Annotated in this window: 12 protein-coding genes; all 12 read right to left on the reverse strand. The window is 59.8% G+C overall.

The window, feature by feature from the left end; translation table 11 throughout:
• Nucleotides 1-168 precede the first annotated feature (168 nt).
• Nucleotides 169-390, reverse strand: coding sequence for a hypothetical protein (locus tag AC3RLQ_RS23850; RefSeq protein WP_493031159.1), 222 nt, complete (start codon nucleotides 388-390; stop codon nucleotides 169-171).
• Nucleotides 362-3,109: a cation-translocating P-type ATPase gene (locus AC3RLQ_RS23855; protein ID WP_493031160.1), complete on the reverse strand. Its 2,748-nt coding sequence runs from the start codon at nucleotides 3,107-3,109 to the stop codon at nucleotides 362-364. The genes AC3RLQ_RS23850 and AC3RLQ_RS23855 overlap by 29 nt, the downstream gene beginning before the upstream one ends.
• 186 nt (nucleotides 3,110-3,295) lie before the next feature.
• A complete protein-coding gene (locus AC3RLQ_RS23860; protein ID WP_493031161.1) occupies nucleotides 3,296-3,550 on the reverse strand; it encodes a DUF2934 domain-containing protein in 255 nt (84 codons plus the stop codon).
• 13 nt (nucleotides 3,551-3,563) lie between these two features.
• Nucleotides 3,564-4,625 (reverse strand): 2-hydroxyacid dehydrogenase, encoded by a 1,062-nt coding sequence (locus tag AC3RLQ_RS23865; protein WP_493031162.1) that lies wholly within the window; start codon nucleotides 4,623-4,625, stop codon nucleotides 3,564-3,566.
• A 13-nt stretch (nucleotides 4,626-4,638) separates the two neighbouring features.
• Entirely contained in the window at nucleotides 4,639-6,351 is a 1,713-nt protein-coding gene (glgP, locus tag AC3RLQ_RS23870) for an alpha-glucan family phosphorylase (protein ID WP_493031163.1), read from the reverse strand.
• A gap of 28 nt (nucleotides 6,352-6,379) precedes the next feature.
• Nucleotides 6,380-7,777: an MBL fold metallo-hydrolase RNA specificity domain-containing protein gene (locus AC3RLQ_RS23875; protein WP_493031164.1), complete on the reverse strand. Its 1,398-nt coding sequence runs from the start codon at nucleotides 7,775-7,777 to the stop codon at nucleotides 6,380-6,382.
• A gap of 302 nt (nucleotides 7,778-8,079) precedes the next feature.
• On the reverse strand, nucleotides 8,080-10,065 hold the full coding sequence (locus AC3RLQ_RS23880) for a glycoside hydrolase family 57 protein (protein ID WP_493031165.1): 1,986 nt from the start codon (nucleotides 10,063-10,065) through the stop codon (nucleotides 8,080-8,082).
• A 6-nt stretch (nucleotides 10,066-10,071) separates the two neighbouring features.
• On the reverse strand, nucleotides 10,072-10,716 hold the full coding sequence (locus AC3RLQ_RS23885; protein ID WP_493031166.1) for an SLOG cluster 4 domain-containing protein: 645 nt from the start codon (nucleotides 10,714-10,716) through the stop codon (nucleotides 10,072-10,074).
• 2 nt (nucleotides 10,717-10,718) lie between these two features.
• Entirely contained in the window at nucleotides 10,719-14,372 is a 3,654-nt protein-coding gene (locus tag AC3RLQ_RS23890) for an efflux RND transporter permease subunit (protein ID WP_493031167.1), read from the reverse strand.
• 3 nt (nucleotides 14,373-14,375) lie between these two features.
• Nucleotides 14,376-15,944, reverse strand: a complete 1,569-nt coding sequence (locus tag AC3RLQ_RS23895; RefSeq protein ID WP_493031168.1) for an efflux RND transporter periplasmic adaptor subunit — start codon at nucleotides 15,942-15,944, stop codon at nucleotides 14,376-14,378.
• A 4-nt stretch (nucleotides 15,945-15,948) separates the two neighbouring features.
• Entirely contained in the window at nucleotides 15,949-17,322 is a 1,374-nt protein-coding gene (locus AC3RLQ_RS23900) for a TolC family protein (protein WP_493031169.1), read from the reverse strand.
• Entirely contained in the window at nucleotides 17,319-17,579 is a 261-nt protein-coding gene (locus AC3RLQ_RS23905; protein WP_493031170.1) for a hypothetical protein, read from the reverse strand. The genes AC3RLQ_RS23900 and AC3RLQ_RS23905 overlap by 4 nt, the downstream gene beginning before the upstream one ends.
• Between the last annotated feature and the right edge of the window lie 86 nt (nucleotides 17,580-17,665).

A 17,665-nucleotide genomic window follows, 5' to 3' on the forward strand; every position in this document is an offset into this window, starting at 1 on the left:
CGAGTTCTTCGCTGGAGACGACGCAGGTGCCCCGCTTGTGAGGTTGCCCTCGTGAGAGAACACTTTGAGCACGAGCGCGGTGCTGAGCAGAAGCGCTGCAATGAGGGCGGTGATGTGCGTGGCTTTCATGATCTGAGCGTTGGGTTGATGTTACGGGAGCGGGCAAGTTCATGATGCGGGAGGAGCATCTAGGCCGCTTTTCTTCGCTTTCGCGATGCGGCCGTCTTCGAGCGTGATAATGCGGTCGGCCTGATGACCGAGCGCCAGATTGTGCGTGGTGAGGATCACGGTGATGCCCTGGTCTTTGACGAGATTGCGCAGCAGGGCAAAATGGCGGTGCCGGTGGGTGCATACTTGATGTTCAATGGGCGTTGCGAGATTCTTTCCCACGGTCCTTTGCCGAGCGGATAACCTTGATGATCTCCAGAACGACCAGCGGGATGGTCGCGACGGCGGTAAGCATGATGCAGTCGCTCAAATCCATCGTGGCTCCTCGGAATAGGCTGGCGAGGCTGGCGCTGTGATGGCTGGCGATCTGGATGATGAACGACACGGCGACTACGACGAGCAGTCGCAGGTTGGTGGCGAGCCCCAACTGCAAGACGTTTTTTGTCTCGCTGCGCACTCCGAATGATCGGAAGAGTTCGGCGAACACGAGGGTCGCGAAGGCGTGCGTGCGGGCCAGTTCCACGGTTTCGGATTGCAGGCCGTAAAGGAAGACGGCGAAGGAGACACCTGCGGTCAGCACGCCGGTGAGGAACATCATGCTCAGGAAGGAGCCGGAGGTAATGGGCTCATTGCGGGGTCGTGGGGAGCGGGTCATCACGTCGGCGTCGATGGGGTCAACGGCGAGACAAAGGGCGGGGAGTCCATCGGTGACGAGGTTGATCCAAAGCAGATGAATGGGCAGCAGCGGCATGGGCAGGCCGGAGAGGATGCAGGCCATCATCAGGAGCAGTTCACCGGTGTTGCCTGCGAGCAAATATTGCAGAGTCTTGCGAATGTTGTCGTAAATACCACGGCCTTCCTCAACTGCGGCCACGATGGTGGCGAAATTATCGTCCGTGATAATCATGTCCGAGGCTTGCTTCGTCACCTCCGTGCCACCGCGACCCATTGCTATGCCGATGTCAGCGCCTTTGATGGCAGGCGCGTCGTTCACGCCGTCGCCGGTCATGGCCACGACGGCTTCATTGGCCTTCCATGCGCGGATGATGCGCAGCTTGTGCGCGGCGGTCACGCGAGCATAAACAGCGATTTGGGAAGCACGCTGCTTGAGTGCATCGTCGCTCATCATTTCCAGTTCGGTACCAGAGACGGCAAGATCACTGCCCGTGGCAATTCCAAGCTCGCGAGCAATGGCTAGCGCGGTCTGCGGATGATCCCCGGTGATCATCACCACCCGAATTCCGGCAGAGCGACAATGATCAACTGCCTCCTTCACCTCTGGACGAGGCGGATCGACCATGCCGGTAAGTCCGACGAACACGAGCTCACGCTCAACATGATCGGCGGTTAAGGACTCTGGAGAAGCGGTATCAAGATCACGATAAGCCGCCCCAAGAACTCGCATGGCTTTGCTGGCAAGTCCTACATTCGCAGCACTTATCTCACCTCGATCCGCTTCAGTAATCGGTCTCACTCCATCCTTGGCGAGGATGTGGGTGCAGTAGGCGAGCAGTTTATCCGGCGCTCCGTTAACAAAAGCACGCAGATGTCCGTCGGACATGAGGCGAATGATCGTGTGGCGCTTGCGATCCGAATCAAACGGGATCTCGTGATGACGCGGTTGCTCCTTGTCCACGCGGGCTTTGTCCGCACCTGCCTTGACTCCTGCGGAAAGCAGCGCTCCTTCAGTGGGATCACCGACAACTTTCCACCTCCCATCTTCGAGTTGAAGATGAGCATTGTTGCAGCCCACCAGGACAGTCGCCAGTTCCAGCAGTGGCGCTGCATGGGCGGCATCGGACGCCTTGCCTTCAAAGAGAATATTTCCTTCTGGGCCGTAGCCTTCGCCAGTGATTTCAAAATGCTGGCTTGCGACGTAGAACGCGCGCGCGGTCATCTCCCCGACGGTCAATGTCCCGGTTTTGTCAGTGCAGATCACGCTAGTCGAGCCAAGCGTCTCCACAGCAGGAAGCTTGCGGACCAATGCGCGTCGGTGGGACATGCGACGAACGCCGAGAGCGAGCGAAATCGTTACAACGGCCGGCAATCCTTCCGGCACTGCAGCCACGGCAAGACTTACGGAGGTGAGAAACAACTCGAAGAACTGCATTCCGCGCAGAAGGCCAAGTAAAAACAAAAGGCCCACGATGCCGAGGGAAATCCATACGAGCAGGCGACCAAAAGCGGCAAGCTTGTGCTGCAACGGTGTGCCCTCGCCTTCCTCCTCCAGCGTGGCTTCCCCGAGCAATCCAGCGATATGTCCGACCTCGGTTTGCATCGCGGTTGCCACCACAACGGCTTTGCCTGTGCCTGCCGCCACAATCGTGCCGCTGAAGATCATGTTCTCACGGTCGCCCAGAGGCACATTCTCCCGGTCAAGTGTGCCAGCCTTTTTTTGCACGGCTTCGGATTCTCCCGTGAGCGATGATTCAACACAGCGCAGCGAGGCAGCTTCGAGCAATCGCGCATCGGCTGCGGCAAGATCACCGTCTTCAAACTCCAGCACGTCACCCACCACGACCTCGATGGCAGGAATGGAGACAACCTGCCCGTCACGCCAAACCTTGGCGCTGGGAGCCGTCATCTTCTTCAGCGCAGCGATGGCTTTCTCCGCATTGAACTCCTGATAAAACCCGATGACCGCATTCAGCACCACGATGGCAAGGATGGCGATGCTATCCACCCACTCGCCCAACAATCCCGCAATGATGCCCGCGACAATCAGAATCCAAACGATGAGACTGCTGAACTGACCAAGGAACAAACGCCACGGATTGATGGGCTTGGTTTCCTTCAGCTCGTTCGAACCATTGGAGATCAATCGTTGAGCCGCCTCGGCGGAAGATAATCCGGTGATGGATGTCTGGAGTTGCTGAAGCACCCGTTCCGGTGGTTGCGTATGCCAGGTGACGGCTTGACTTGAAGTTGATGTAGTGGACATGGATGTGGAGTGCTGTCGTTTTTACCCAGGTTGAAACCCGGACGTCTTGCGGTATTCAGGAGTGTGCGTGAGCCAGACGAGATTGGTTTGGATGTCGTTGTGCAAATCAGGCCATTAGGTCATCCCCACCGAGAAACTCGATGAGGCGGCTGCGCACAGCGGGATCTGCGTAGACGGATGGCATGGTCAGCAACGGGTGAGTTGAGCTTCAGCTTCAAGCCAGTGCTCCATCTCCCGTCCAGCCGGACAGCCTGCGTTCAGGTAGATGAAGTAAGCTCTGGTGGCGATCTCAACGTGCCTGGGGGGCGCATCCACCTTGGGTTGGCTTGGGGGTGCGGGCTTGCGGGTGGTGGATTTGGATGGAGCCTTGTCTTTTCTTGATTTCGATTCGACTTTCGACCCGGATTTCAATTGTGGTTTCGATTGGGTTTTCGTTTTCATGATGGCGCGGTGGTTAGTGTGACGAGTTTGCAGGTGATTGAACGGTGCTTGCAGCGCCGCCGCCTTGATCCGGCAAATCCACGAGAACGGTGCCCGGCGAAAGCGGCTGCGATTGTGCGAGCCTTGAAAGGTTGCCAAGGGTGACCCTCGCGATCTTGCCCAATGCCTCTTGCGTCAGAAACGCTTGATGGGAGGTGATCAGGACGTTCGGGAACGTCAGCAGACGGCTCAACTCGTCGTCTTGCAGCACTTCGCCGGAATGGTCCTCGAAGAAGATGCCTTCTTCCTCCTCATACACATCCAGGGCCACGCCGCCGAGATGACCTTGTTTGAGCGCTTCAATCAAAGCAGCCGTGTCGATGAGCTTGCCACGGCTGGTGTTGATGAGGAAAGCGCCGGGCTTCATGCGGGCCAGGGTTTGACTGTTCACCAGGAAGCGCGTGTCCGCAGTGAGTGGCACATGGAGGGAAATAATGTCGCTGCGAGCCAGCAGGGCGTCGAGGGCCGCATAAGTGACGGCGTGCTGTGCCGCCCACTCAGTGTCGGGCGCGGGATCAAACGCGACAACGTGTGTGTCGAACCCTCGAAAAATCTGCGTGGTCACGCGTCCGATCCGGCCGGTGCCGATGATGCCGACGGTCTTGCCGCAGACATCAAAACCAACCAGGCCGTTCAGCGAAAAGTTCAGTTCCCGCACTCGATTGTAGGCACGATGAATCTTGCGGTTGAGCGCCAGCAGCAGGCCCACCGTGTGTTCGGCCACTGCATGTGGCGAATAAGCCGGGACGCGTGTCACTCCGATGCCGAGAGACTTTGCAGCCGCGAGATCCACGTTGTTGAATCCAGCGCAACGCAAGGCGACGAGGCGAACGCCGAGCTTGGCAAGCGCCTCAAGGCAAGCCGAGTCCAGTTGGTCGCTGACAAACACGCAAACCGCATCCGCGTCCTGCGCTGAAGCAGCGGTTTCAGCGGTCAGGCGGAATTCATGGAAGCGCCACTGGATGCAGTCCCCGCCACCGGCACGCTCGAAAGACTGCCGGTCATAAGGCTTTGCATCGTAGAAGGCGGTCGTCATAGGCGTGTTTGATTCATTCGAGGTAGGCTTTCACCGCGTATTCCTGCACCATGCGCTGAGTGTTGAAGTGCGAGGCATTCAGCGAGATGGTCTGGCGCATGATGTTCACGAACTGGTCACGCTGGCCGAAGAAGCGCGGCAGGATGACGTGTTCGAGTTTGTCGTAAAGTGAGGCCGCGTCGCAGCGGGCACGATCGGCCGGGTCGAGGGATGGAGCACAACGATCTCCAATGGCCCAGCCCGTCACGCCTTCGACGCAGCCTTCAATCCACCACCCGTCCAAAACGCTGAGGCTGGGCACACCATTGAGCGCAGCCTTCATTCCACTGGTGCCGGAAGCCTCCAGAGGCGGTTCCGGCGTGTTGAGCCAAACGTCCACGCCGGCAACAAGGAGCCGCGCGAGATTCCAGTCGTAGTTTTCGAGATAGACCATTTTGACTTCGGGAGCGAGCGCCTCCGCGGCACGAACGATTTGCTGGATGCACTGCTTGCCCGCTTCGTCGCGCGGGTGCGCCTTGCCGGCGAAGATGATCTGAATGCGGCCAGCACCAGCGGCGATGCTCTTCAAGCGCGCCGGGTCGGTGAGCAGAAGGGTGGGCCGCTTGTAGGCCGTAGCGCGGCGGGCAAAACCTAGCGTGAAGGTGTCGCAGTCGAAGTGATCATGCGCTCGGCGATTGACCTCCTCAATCAATCGGGCCTTGGCGGCGGCATGGGCTTCCCATAACTCATTGGGGGGGATGCCCAGCATGTTGCGCAGGCTGGAGTTATCCTCGCGCCAGCCTGGGAGGTGGCGGTCAAACAGCGCGGAGAATGAAGGGGCGGCCCAAGTGGTCAGATGGACGCCATTGGTGATGGAGTCGATTTGGTAATGATGATTGGCATCGCGCGGCGTGAGAATCTGGCGCGAGACTTCACCGTGGCGTTTTGCCACGCCGTTGACGTAATGACTGAGGTTGAGCGCCAAGTAGGTCATGTTCAGCTCGCCAGCGCAGCAGAAGACCTCCTTCATGGCGAGGAAGTCCGAACGGCCGAGCACCCGGCCGACATGATCGAGCGGGAACTTGTCATGTCCGGCGGGCACGGGAGTATGCGTGGTGAAGACGCACTGCTGGCGGACGGCCCAGATGTCCTCATGGCTGGGAATCCCGAGGACGCGCTGACGTGTCCGCTCGTCGAGCAGTTCTAGGGCGAGCAGGCTGGCATGCCCCTCATTCATGTGGAAGCGGGAGACATTCTTGCAACCCAGAGCGCGAAGCATCCGCACGCCGCCAATGCCGAGGACGACCTCCTGGCAAAGCCGATAGTGCGCATCTCCGCCATAGAGAAAGTCCGTGAGCGTGCGGTCCCATTCAGAGTTTTCGGGAAGATCGGTGTCGAGCAGGAACACCGGCACATCATGGCCGCTGATGCCTCTGACCGTGTGACGCCACGCACGCACATGGACGGTGCGGCCCTCGATGGTGACTTCCGCGCGCTCTGGCTCTTCGCGGCAAAAGTTCTCCACCTGCCAACTCGCCGGTGCCTCGGTCTGGCAGCCGTCGGGTCCGATGGATTGGTTGAAGTAGCCCTTACGATGCAGCAGCGAAACGGCGACCATCGGCACCTTGAGGTCAGCCGCCGAGCGAATCGTGTCGCCTGCGAGCATTCCCAGGCCGCCACTGTAGGTCGGCATGGTCGGCGCCAAGGCAATTTCCATGGAGAAGTAGGCGATGGTATCGGGTAGCATGGCGCTCTTTTGTTGCTGGTTCACACGGTCAGCCGCCTTGAAAACCGAAGGTCTCCAGGTATTCAGGGATGTACGTGGGCCATCCGAGCTTGGTTTCTATTGCGCTCTGCAATCCAGCCATGCCGTCATCCTCGCCATGCACGATGAAAGTCTGCCGCGGTGCGCGGCGGAATGTGCCCAGCCAGCGCATGAGGTCGCTCTGGTCACCGTGGGCAGAGAGGCCCGAAACAGAGGCGATCTCTGCCTTCACGGGAATGAACTGCCCGTGCATCTTGAGTTCCTTTGCGCCATTCAGCAGCAGGCGTCCGCGCGTGCCTTCGGCCTGGAATCCAACGAGCAAGACGGTGTTGCGGCTGTCGGGAAGACGGCGTGCGAGATGATGAACCACCCGGCCTCCTGTAGCCATCCCGCTGGCGGAGATGATGATTGCAGGCGCACGGAGGAAGTTGAGCTGCTTGGATTCTTCGGGGGATCTGACGAAGTGAGCCTCATGGCAACGCAGCGGGCAGCAGTCACCGGCCCGCATGGTGAGGTCGATTCTGAGGTTCTGTTCGTTGCCAAACTTGCAGTACAGCGCGGAGGCATCCACGGCCATCGGGCTGTCGATGTACACCGGCAGTTTCGGAATGAGCTTTGCATCTTCGAGGCGACGGATGTGATAAAGCATCGTCTGCGTCCGCCCGATCGCGAAGGCAGGAATAACGATGCACCCGCCACGTTCGACGGTGCGATTGATGATGGCCGCGAGCTCCATTCGCATATCCCCAGCGGGATGGAGGCGATTGCCATAAGTGGACTCGATGAACACATAGTCAGCCTCGCCCGCCGGCTCCGGTGGGTTCATCACTTCATCCCTATAGCGCCCCAGATCGCCCGAGAACCAGAGGCGCGTTCCGTTCATTTCGATCTCCAGACTGGCGGCGCCAAGGATGTGCCCGGTTGGATGATAGCGGAAACTCAGGCCCGCACCGGCTCCTCCATTGCGGCCGAAGTCCACCGTGCGCAGCAATTGCAACACCTTTCGCCCGTCCTCTGATGTGAAGAGCGGCAGTGGCACGGCATGTTTGGAGAAGCCCATTTTAGCGGCATATTTGGCATCCTCCTCCTGGAGGTGGCCACAGTCCGGCAGCAGCAAGGCCAGCAGCTCAGCTGTGGATGGCGTGCAGTAGATCGGTCCGGTGAATCCTTCCTTGTGCAGTCTCGGCAAATACCCGGAGTGGTCGATGTGTCCGTGCGTGAGGATGACTTGGTCAATCTCCTTCGCGGGAATCGGCAGCGGCTCCCAGTTTCGCTCGCGCAGTTTTTTCAAACCTTGGAACAGGCCGCAGTCGATGAGGGTGGTGCCACCCAAGGTGCGCAGCAGATATTTTGAGCCGGTGACGCAGCGTGCGGCACCGAGAAATTGAACGGTTGGGTGCTTGTTCATGTGTTTTGCCTTGTGGAAATCAAACATGCGGGAGATGCTACGGTCTTTAATTGGCGGATTGCGGGAACTCCAAAAAACTTGCGGTGTTCATCAGTGGTGAGTTTTGGAGCGTACGCGCATATGCTGTGTCCAAGGAGGCGTCAGCAACTCCTCGGCGCCGAAAGCGGCGACGCGGTGAAGTCTGGTGGATAATCGTTATTGATGCATGGCTGTCATATTAAATGAGCGGCGCAGCGCGTGGCTCCGCATCGCTTCGGTTTGAGTGTGCATTTCATGCTGCGACTTTTTTCAATCGCGTCCGCTCATTTGGCAATCCAGACGGTGTAAGGCGTGCCGTCACAGCACAGATCGTCGGTCCGGCAATGGCAGACGGGCACGCAGCCGCAATGGAAGCGGAACTCGATGCGCCGGTCAGCATCGTTGAATGGTCCCAGGGTGGCCGTGTAGTTATTTTGACCGGCCATGACACCGCCGCTCGGAACGAGTGGCAGTTCGTGGAAATGGTCTTCACTTTGCATACGCCATCTCAAGGCACCGGGGCATCCTGCTTTGAAACGAAGCCGGTCGCGCGGCGAAATGCGCCGCACTTGATCAAGGAAACTCCACGTCACGACACGCGGCACGATATGCCGGTCCAGGCTGGCAGGCGTTTCAAGGCCGGCGAGCTGGTAAGCGGCTTTCAGGTGCTGACGGAACAGATCGTCAAACAATGGCTCGGCGTCGCAATGCTGGTCATCGCCATACCACCAAAACCAGTCGCTCCCTTCGGCTGCATAAAGGGCATCGAATGCTCGCGGATTTGTCGCTGGTGTCGCGCCAGCACCGCACAGCTTCTCCCGCGCTTCCCGCAGCAAGTCCCAGGCGGCATTTTCATCCGGCTCGCCGATCCAGGTGCCAAGATCGTTTCCGGGACGCGAACCGCATTCGTCGATCCATGATGCGTGGGCCAGTTTGCACACCCGCTCCTGTTCCGTGATTGGATGCGGCGCGATGCCGCGTTCTGCCGCGCCGCGCAGCCACTCGTCAAAGGTGACGGTACAGATTCCGCTATCGGTGCTGAGCCGCCGATAAAGCTCGGCGAAAAACGGTCGTCCTGCCTGCTGATACGATCCCCAGGCATTCTCACCGTCGAGGATGACAGATACGATTCTTTCGTTATTCCCGCCCGAGAAGTGGTGCTGCTTGAGACTGGCAATGAAGTAATCAACGGCCTTCTGAGGCTCCATGCTGCCGTAGTGGAAGCCGATGGCGTCGCTAAGGGCGGTGTCACGAAAAAAGATGGACACGCAATCGTCCGGGTTGTCGCTGCCCGCACGCCAGGCCTTGGCCAGCAATTCTGATCGATGTGCTTCATAGCCCCATTCGCCAGAGCGTTGCAAAACACCCCTGTCGCTCGCGATCCAACGTACGCCGTGTTTGCGAAAGTGCGCGATGACAGATTCGCCGACCGCACCCTCCGCCGGCCACATCCCGGAGGGCTTCCGGCCAAACAGGCGTGTGTAGAATTCGACGGCGTTTGCCGTTTGCGCCTCCGCATCTTCTGGGTAGGCAAAACGTTGGGGCAGGAACGCGCCATCGCGATCCAAGATGGCGAGATCACTGTCGTGCAGAAGCGGGAGAATCGGATGGTAAAAAGGCGTTGTCGAAACCTCGATCTGCCCGGTGTCCTGAAGGCGGCGATGGATGGCCACGACGTTGCGCATGATCTTGAACTGTTCCTCGATCATCGCGGTGATGTCGTTCTCGCTGAAGTCGCTGGCCTTCTCGATGAAGCGTTGCACGGAAGCCTTCGCCCCATCGGGCAACGTCACTTCACCACGCTGAAATTCCGGCGCGAACCACGCCAGGTTGAACCACATCCGCAGGTCCGTGACATCCCGGTCGTCCAGCATCTGTCCGCGTCCGCGCCGGTCGAACAGTTCCTTGTAGCGCGGGTGGGGATAGATCTCGTTGTGCCAGTCCGCATCGAAGAACGTCTTGCTGATTCCCTCGCGCTGTTCGCCGGTCAAATCGGAAGTCGGGGTTCGGGTCAATTCAAGCGCAGTATCGGTGGCGTCACGCTCGATGTAGTCCTCGATTTGCCGGAGCAACACAGCCGTCAGGTTGATGGTGAGATGGATTTTTGGGAAGTCCGCCACCATCGCCGCCATCGAGTAGTAGTCACGCAACGAGTGCAGCCGAACCCACGGCACAGGAAAACAACCGCCAGATTCCGAGTGTGAGAAGTCACCGTAGCATGGCTGATGCTGATGCCAGAGCAGCGCGAGAAACAGATGTGGGCGGTTCATGGCCAATCATGGGTTCTCCGCAGGTTCACAGCAGCAGGACTCTGGCTTGCAGGTGCATTCGTAGTCAGGCGATTGGAAACGCTGCAACAGCCGAGTGATGAGCTGCTCTGGGTTTGAGTCATACATCACCTCAGAGCCAGTCTTCTTGCCCAGGCTGCCCACCAGTTGTGGCAGCACGTCGGTGATGCCGCCTGTGCCAGTGAGCACGCCGATGAGCTTGCCTTCCTCGTAGGCAATGGCGAACTCGCCCAGCGTGCCGCAGCGCCCGCCGACCACGACGATGATGTCGCTGCTGCGGATGTTGATCAGTTCGCGGCCCATGAGACCGAGTCCAGTGTAGATCATCACATCATATTCTTTGTAGGGCGAGGTGAAGGTGTCGATGTGCTCCCTGAGATGCACGGCGGGTGAAATGCCCATCGAATGGCCGCCGGCCTCTTTGGTGCCAAGCACCACTTCATGCGGCATGCCCGGACATGCCCCCGTGAGAACGCAGCAGCCCTGATCCGCGATGGCACGCCCAAGGCTGCGGCACTGCTGAATGAGTGCCGAATCGCCGATTTCCGCAGCAGAACCCATCACGCCGATGCGAATTTGCGCTCCAGTGGTCACATTCCTCGCACAGGTTGAGACGGAATTTGGGTGGGACATGCTCATATCGTTTCCAGAGTGTTTGTGGTTTCCGGCACTTTTTCGCTCCGTGCGAGCCCCTGCGCGCGCTTCCATTTCCATTCTTCGAACGCGCAAAAAAGGCAGGGCACGATGAAGAGGGTGATGAGACTGATGGACATGCCGCCTACCGACGGAATCGCCATCGGGATCATGACATCGGAGCCGCGGCCGGTGGACCAGAAGATCGGCATCAAACCAATGATAGTCGTGGCGGCGGTCATGAGGCAGGGGCGGATGCGTTTGAGTCCTGCGTCGATCACGGTATCGCGAATCTCTCTGATGGAACTAAATTTCCGGCCATCATCGAACAAGCCTTCTAGATAGGTGCCGATCACCACCCCGTCATCATCCACGACGCCGAAGAGCACGAGGAAGCCCACCCAGACCGCCACGGACAGATTCACCCCCCATATTCCCAGCATGATGAAGCCACCGGATGCGGAAACAATCACACCGAAGTAAATGATGAGCGAGAGCCACCAGCGATTGAAGCCGAGGTAGAGCATGAGAAACATGATGGCGAGGCAGATTGGGACAAGGATCTGCATGCGCTTGGTGGCGCGCACCTGATTCTCAAACTGGCCGCTCCACTCCCAATAGTAACCGGCGGGAAGCTTGAGGCGTCCGTCCTTCAAAGCGGTTTGCAAGAGCCGCTCGGCATCTTCCACGACGCTGACTTCATCGCGGTCGCGCGTGTTCATGGTGACATAGCCGACAAGCAGGCCGCGCTCGCCCTTGATCTCCTGCGCGCCGAGCACGCTTTTGATGGTGACGACCTGGGTGAGCGGGATCTGCGCGCCGCTGCTGGTGGAGACGAGGATTTTCTCCAGCTCGGGAATGTCCTCGCGGAACTCTCGCAGGTAGCGCACGCGGATGGGATAGCGCTCGCGACCTTCGACGGATTCCATGAGGTTCATGCCGCCGATGGCGACTTCGATCACGTCCTGCACGTCGCGAATGTTGACGCCGTAACGAGCGATGCGGTCACGGTCGATGTGGAATTCGAGATACGGTTTGCCGACGATGCGGTCGGCCACGATGTCGGTGGCACCAGGCACTTCCTTGAGCAGAGAGTTGATTTGCAGGCCGATGCGCTCAATCTCCTTCAGGTCGCCGCCGTAGATCTTCACGCCCATCATCGCGCGGAAGCCGGTCTGGAGCATGATGAGACGGGTCTGGATCGGTTGAAGGAAAGTCGGCAGCACGCCCGGGATGGCGGTCTTCTCCTGCAACTCGGTGAGGATTTCGTTTTTCGTGATCTGACGATGCTCCGGCGCTATCCATGCCAGTGGTGCCTTGAGCCAGCCGGGCCAGTTTGAAAACCAGCGCTGCACCGGAACATGACGCCACTCGTCCTCGGGCTTCAGGATGATGATGCTCTCCATCATGCCGATGGGAGCGGGATCAATCGCGGACTCAGCACGTCCAAGCTTGCCGACGACGCTTTCCACTTCGGGCACGGTGGCGATGGCCATGTCCTGCTTCGCATTCACCTCAATGGCTGGGCCGAGGCCGCCCTGCGGCAACAGCGAGGGCATGTAGAGAAACGATCCTTCATCCAGCGGTGGCATGAACTCACGCCCGATGCCTGGCACGATGCGAGTTTCCGAAACAAGGGTGAGCCCTTCCTTGACCTCATTGTGTGCATCGACCTCGCTTTGTTTGCGCCAGAGCAAGCGATGGCTGGGCGGTTCGTCACCATGACGAATTTTTTGCCAGCGCAGTTCGCCCAGTTGCACGCGCGGCTCGTCGGCACCGAGGTTGGCTATCCACTCGACGGGCTTCAAGGTCACGCCGATGCCGAGCCAGATGCTTATGCCGGTGAAGAGGATCACCATCGGGGCCATCATGAAGGTCTTCTTGTGGTCGAGCACCCAGCGCAGCGCCGGCACATAGACGCGAGAAATGCCGCGTGAGACCGGGTTTTCCTCCATCGGCAGGAAGCGCTCGCGCGTCATGCGCACCACGGCCAGCATGACAATGACGCCGACGACTACGGACATCGGCCAGCCGCTGTAGTGCGAGCCTGCCATGGCCCACATGAAAATCGCGTGTGTGGCGAACACCGAGGCGATGCCCATGCTGAGGGCGATCTTCCACACGGTGCGGCGCGACCATTTCACCGGCTGGAACAAGTAATAGCACATCAGCGGCACGACGGTGAGCGCGAGGATGACGCTCCCGCCGATGGCGAAGGTCTTGGTGAAGGCGAGCGGGCGGAAGAGCTTTCCCTCCTGGTCGGTGAGGAAAAACACCGGGATGAAGGAGACGAGGGTGTTCGACACTGCGGTGACAATCGCGCCGCCCACCTCGCGCGCGCCCTCGAATACCCGCTCGAAATGCGATTTCTTCGGGTCGGCCAGCGCGATGTGACGGTAGATGTTCTCCGTCATGATAATCCCCATGTCGCCCACGTCGCCGATGGCAATGGCGAGGCCTGCGAGCGACATGATGTTCGAGTCCACGCCGAAGGCGAACATGAGGATGAAGCAGAGACAGACGGACAGTGGCAGCGTGACGAGCACCGAGGCCGTGCTGCGCAGATGCAGCAGGAAGATGAGGATGATCGCGCTCGCCATGAGCGCCTCCTCGCTCAGTGCTTCCTTGAGCGTGTCGATGGTCTCGTTGACGATGTCTGTGCGGTCGTAGAACGGCACGATGTGAACCTTCGAGATGCGACCGTCCGGGAGTGTCTTCTGCGGCAGGCCGGCTTCGAGCTGCTTGAGCTTGGCCTTCAGCCGCTCGACGACATGCTGCGGGTTTTCGCCGTAACGCATCAGAGCCACACCGCCCACGGCCTCGACTCCCGCCTTGTCGAGCGAACCACGGCGGAAATCCGGTCCTAGTGTCACGGTGGCGACATGCCTGATCTGGATCGGCGTGCCTTGCTCCTGGCGGATGACGACCTTCTCCAAGTCCTCCGTCGATTTGATGAAGCCGACGCCGCGGATGAAGAACTCCAGGCCGTTTTTCTGCAGCACCTTCGCACCGACGTCGATGTTTGCCTTTCGTATGGCCTCATACACGTCGAACAGCGTCACCCGTTGCGCACGCATTTTATCGGGATGCACGTCAATCTGGTACTGCTTCACGAAACCGCCGATGCTCGCCACCTCGCTCACGCCTTCGACGGCATTGAGCTGATAGCGCAGATACCAGTCTTGGATGCTGCGCAGTTCGGCGAGATCGAAGCCTTCACCCTCAACGGTGTACCAAAAGACCTGGCCGAGCGCCGTGGCATCGGGGCCAAGAACCGGAGTGACACTGGAGGGAAGTCGTTGTTGGGCGACGTTGATACGTTCCAGCACGCGTGAGCGCGCCCAGTAGTAGTCCACGTCGTCTTTGAAGATGACGAAGACCATCGAGAAGCCGAAGCCCGACATGCTGCGGATGGTCTTCACACCAGGCGTGCCTGTGAGGCTCGTGGTGAGGGGATAGGTGACCTGATTGTCCACGTCCTGCGGCGAACGGCCCGGCCAGTCGGCAAAGACGATGACCTGCTTCTCACCGATGTCGGGGATGGCATCCACCGGCACGTTTTGCAGCGCGTAGTAGCCGCCGCCGAGCAGAGCAAGAATGAAAACAAAGACCAGGAAGCCGTTCTTGAGGCACCAGCGGATGAGAGCAGTAGTCATGGCCTAGTGTTTGTGCTCGACGGGCTTCGGTGCGGCATGGCCCTCATGGCCTGCCGCTGCGGCGGCGGGTGCGGCGGCGGGTTTCGATCCGGGGACACCACCGTGCTGATGACCAGCGGCGGGAGCCTGGCCCTCCGCGTAAAACAAGCTGGGCAAGCCCTGAATTTGAAACTGGCTGTCGAGCAGGAAATTGCCGCGCACCGCCACCTTCTGGCCTTCCTTCAAGCCGTCGAGCACGGGATAAAAATCACCGGCACGCGAGCCGAGCTTCACCTCCATCGGCATGAACTCGCCTTGCGAATGTTCCACATACACCAGTTTGCGCATGCCGCTGTCGAGCACGGCGGCGATGGGCACGGCCAGCACGCTCAATTCGGCGTCGGTAGGCTTGGTTTTGCCACCGGGGATGACCGTCAGTGCCATGCCGCAGCGCGGACATGCGCCCGCCTGAGCTTGCAGAATCTGCGGATGCATCTGACAGGTGAACTGGCCGCCGAGTCCCGTCGGCGCGGCTTTGCCATCCGCCAGAACCGGCACGCGGATGATGGTGCTGACAAACATGCCGGGCTTCAGCCTTTGATCGGTGTTGGCGATGTTTACAAGCACTTTCACCGTGCGGCTTTCTTCCGTGAGCACGGGATTGATGAACCAGATACGGCCGGTGAACGACTCGCTGGGATAAGCCTCCGCCTGGATCGTGACAGCCTGCCCTTGCTGTACCCAGCCGAGTTCGGATTCGTAGATGTCGAGATAGACCCACAGGGACTCCAGGTTCGCCAGCTTGTAGAGCATCTCGCCGCTTTTCACCATGGCCTTCTGCACGGCCATGCGCTCGGTGACGGTGCCGTCGATGGGCGAGAACAAGGTGACGCGCTCGCTGACCTTGCGCTTCTGCACCAGATCGTCCACCTGCTCCTGCGTCAGTCCCCAGCGCAGCAGTTTCAGCTTCGAAGCCTCGATCAAGGCGTTGTTCGCCGGACCTTCGAGGCCGACGAGCAGTTCCCGCTGCGCGAGGACGAGGTCAGGACTGTAGATCTCCACCAGATGGTCGCCCTTCTTCACCTGCACTCCGGTGAAGTCCACGTAGAGCTTTTCGATGTAGCCCTCGACGCGGCTGTTGATCACGGCGAGCGCGGACTCGTTGTACTGCACCTTGCCGACCGCGCGAATTTCATGCGTGATCTGGCGGCGCTCGACGGGCACAGTTTCCACGCTCGCCATGGCGCGGGCGTGCTCGGAGAGCGTGAGCATGGATGCGCCGGAGTCCTCCATCGGCACCATGTCCATCCCCATGCTGTCTTTGCGCGGCGTGTCGCTGAATTCACCAGGCATCATAGAGGACCTGTAGCGATTTGATTTGGGAGCAGCGGCCTTTGCCGGAATCAGAGGCATCGAGCAAATCGGGCACTTGCCCGGCTTCGGCAGCCGCACCTGAGGATGCATGGAGCAGGTCCAGACCTGGCCCGCTGGGGCGGGAGCCCCGGAATTGGAATCATCGCAGCTCAAGCTGACAAACACGAGTGCCGCCGCGATGCTGGCGAGCAAGAGACGATGGATGGATGAAGCGGACATGATGTTACCTCCTGGATGGATCGAGAAAAGGAGCGCCCGACGGCGGCACGCCCATGACTTGCACTGACAGATCGGCCAAGGCCAGTTCGCGCTTGATGCGCGCTTCGACCTCAGCCAGGCGAAACTCCAGCAGTGTGCGCTGAGCATCAATCAGGTTGATGAAATCCGTCCCGCCGGTCGAATACCCCGAACGCGCGACATCCAGCGATTGCTTCGCCTTTGGCAGCAGGCTGTTTTGCAGCAACGCGAGCAGGCGGGTGCTTTCGCGATACTGGTAGCTTTTCATCGCCACCTCCACGGTCAGCGTGAGCCGCTCATTGGAGAGCCGGGCTTTCGAAGCGCCTGCCAGATCACGCGCACCAGTGATCTCCGCTGCGATCTTGTCGCGCCAGATGGGCAGGGTCATTCCACCCAAAGGGCGCACCATCACGGGAGACGCCTTCACGTCCGCCATCACACCGAGCGCGAAATCTGGCAGGCGTGTCTTCCGCGCCACGACCAGCGCCGCTTCCGCACGCCGCACATCGGCCTCCATGGTCTTCAGGCGCGGATTCCTCGCCAGCGCCGTTGCGAGAATCTGATCGCCACTGGTGGAAAGAGGTGAGGATTGCAGCGCCCGGGGCAGTGGCGGTGTTGAATCACCCGCGCCGAGTCCGAGCGCGGCCTTGAACTGCGTCACGAACCAACCCCGTGAGTCGCGCAGATTCGTCAACTCAGTTTGCAGCCGCTCTTTTGCCATCTGCGTGCGCAGCAGATCCTGCAACGTGCCCTTGCCCACCTCCGTGCGCGACTGCGCGAGCTTTTCGAGGTCTTGCAGCAGCGTCACCATCTCCTGGATGACGCGAATGCGCTCATCCACCAGCCGCAGCTCATACCACGCCTTCTTGAAGCCGTAGGCCACCTGCAGCACCGCCGTTTCAAACTGGAAGTACTTCATCACGCTCTCCGCCGTGGCAGTATTGGCCGCCGCGCGCAGTTTGCCCGGGCCTGGGAAGTCCAGCATCAGCCCCGGCATCACCGCCAGGATCATTCGCGTGATGTCTGACTGAAACGTCAGCCGCGGATCCGGCAGGGAGCGCTCGCGGGTGATTTTCTCCACCGATGCCAGCCATTCGTAATACGCCGCCTCGACCTGTGGATGCTGGTAGATGGCGTAGCGCACGAATGTCTCCGGCGAACCACCACTGCGCAGTGGTGGCAGGCTCGGCGCTGCATCTGCCGGGCGGTATTTGCTCAGCACCTTCTGCACCTGTTCCCGCGAATCACGCTCGCCCGATGTTTTGATGCCAACACAAGCGGCTGAAAAGCAACAGGCCGATGCCAGAACGATGCGGGTAACTCGCACCGCCGCCCGGCCATGTGTGGAAGATTTCATCATATCGAGTCCATGCCATTGATGGGGCATGGTTTCAACTTCGCCATGTGTTTGGCAGGCTCTTTGTTAATGTCATCCAGGCACGACTCGCAGCACAGGCGCACCTCGGTGCCCTCATGCGTGAAGACGTGGGGCTCTCCGATGCCGTCGAGTTTTTCATCGGAGACGAGGCAGGTGGTGAGCGGGGAGGAGCCAGCATTCGAGGTTTTGCCACAGGAAGCGAGACCGAGGCAGATGAGTAATATGGGAATGGCTTTCATGGTGTGGATGATGGCATGTGGTCACGGCGGCAGAGGTACTTCGGGTTCGGGAAGCCTCTGGTGCCGTTGTTTCGGCACTGCTGCCT

This window comes from Prosthecobacter sp. GW821-HT29F12 (genome assembly GCF_058803405.1).